The 1,548-nt window shown below is 60.2% G+C and carries 2 protein-coding genes; both read left to right on the top strand.

Annotated elements, in window-relative coordinates; translation table 11 throughout:
* Positions 1–312 precede the first annotated feature (312 nt).
* Positions 313–918 (top strand): transposase, encoded by a 606-nt coding sequence (locus E3T37_RS05555; RefSeq protein ID WP_134365821.1) that lies wholly within the window; start codon positions 313–315, stop codon positions 916–918.
* Between the two features lie 206 nt (positions 919–1,124).
* Positions 1,125–1,548, top strand: a 424-nt coding sequence (locus E3T37_RS05550; protein WP_370292314.1) for a transposase, incomplete at its 3' end; no start/stop codon positions are given.

The raw sequence follows: 1,548 nt of genomic DNA, 5'->3' as shown, positions 1-1,548 counted from the left end.
CGCCGCGTGACAACGGGCACAAACTTCCGCTAATCTATCCCCGCGACCTGGGGAGCTTCGATGAGCAGGACTGGGGAATTTCGCTGAGCGCCGTCAGCGACCCATGGGTTGAAAGACGGCCGGAGTCTCGAATGGTTGTTGAGTAACGCCGTTGGCATAGGTGCGTCGTGCAGCCCGCGATGTAAATTCGGGCATAGGTGGCGAGTAGTCCGAGTTGGTACCGGTAGTCCACGTTGTTGGTACTGCCGTTCCGCGGAGTTGGTACTGCGGTCATCTGCATCTGGTCTCTTTGGAAGGACGGCAGCACAACAGGTGTTGCCGATTTCTAACGGAGGAGGCATTGATGGCGAGCTACAAGGCCATTACAGCTTTGGTGTTCGAGGGCGCAGCTACGACGAGATTGTGGGCCTGGTGGGGTGTTCGCGCCGGGACATCTCGTTGGTGAAGAAGACCGTCGCGGCGAAGAGTTTGACCGCCGCGACGACCTCGGCGATGAGCGAAGAGCAGTGGGCGGAACTGTTTCCCGACAAGCGCCGGAGCGTGTCGGAAGCCTTCGTCCAGCCTGACTTCGCGGGGACCTTGAAGTCGATGAAGAACAACAAGCACTTCACTCTGCAGCAGGGGTGGCGAATGTATGTGGGTTTGGACTCGGCGCAGCAGGGCCGAAAGTACGGGTACTCGCGGTACTGCGAGCTGTTCACTGAGTTCGTCAACACCCATGACGTCGTGGCGACCTTGCACCATGATCCGGGCCGAGCACTGCTGATGGACTGGGCCGGCGACACGCTGCCGGTGACAGATATGGTCACCGGGGAGATCTGCAAGGGCTACCTGTTCGTCGCGGTCCTGCCCTTTTCCGGGGTCATATTCTGTTCGGCCTTTGCTGATATGAAGCAGGATTCGGTCACGTCCCGCTGAGTGGTGGAGTTTCTCGACACCGTGCAGGTCAGTGTTTCTGATTATGCAGCAGTGAGCTCGGGAACGGTAATCACCCTCGTGAGCGCGCTGGCGTCGTCGTTGTTGAGGGCGTCGTTGAGGGCGCCTAGTACTACAGTCGCGTTTATTTTTGGCTGTATCGGCGTTTTAATCGNTGACGAGTGAGCGATGATATTTGGGTGGCAGAGATCCAGGAATGGGCGCAGGGCCTCGAGGAGATCCGCGGGTTGATTGGGGACGAGTTTGCACGCTCGGAACCGCGGAACAACGCGGTCAGTTACATTCGCGGCCTGCTCTCGGACGAGGAGCGGAAGAACTCCTGGACCTTGTCCGAGCGGGCCGGCCATGGCACCCCTGATGGGATGCAGCGGCTGCTCTCGACCACGGATTGGGACCCGGATACCGTGCGCGATGCCTTGTTCGGCTACGTGAAAAAGCATCTGGGCGACCCCAAGGGGATTTTGGTGATTGACGAGACCGGATTCCTGAAAAAGGGGACGGCGTCGGCCGGGATGGCCCGCCAGTATTCGGGCACCGCCGGGCGGGTGGAAAACTGCCAGATCGGGGTGTTCCTCACCTACGCGTCCCCGGCCGGGCGGACCTTCCTGGACC

Origin of the sequence: Cryobacterium sp. TMT2-10 (genome assembly GCF_004403075.1) — a bacterium.
Classification (GTDB): Bacteria; Actinomycetota; Actinomycetes; order Actinomycetales; family Microbacteriaceae; genus Cryobacterium; species Cryobacterium shii.
Note: the sequence above shows the minus strand (reverse complement) of the source record. Positions and strands in the feature narration are given on the sequence as shown.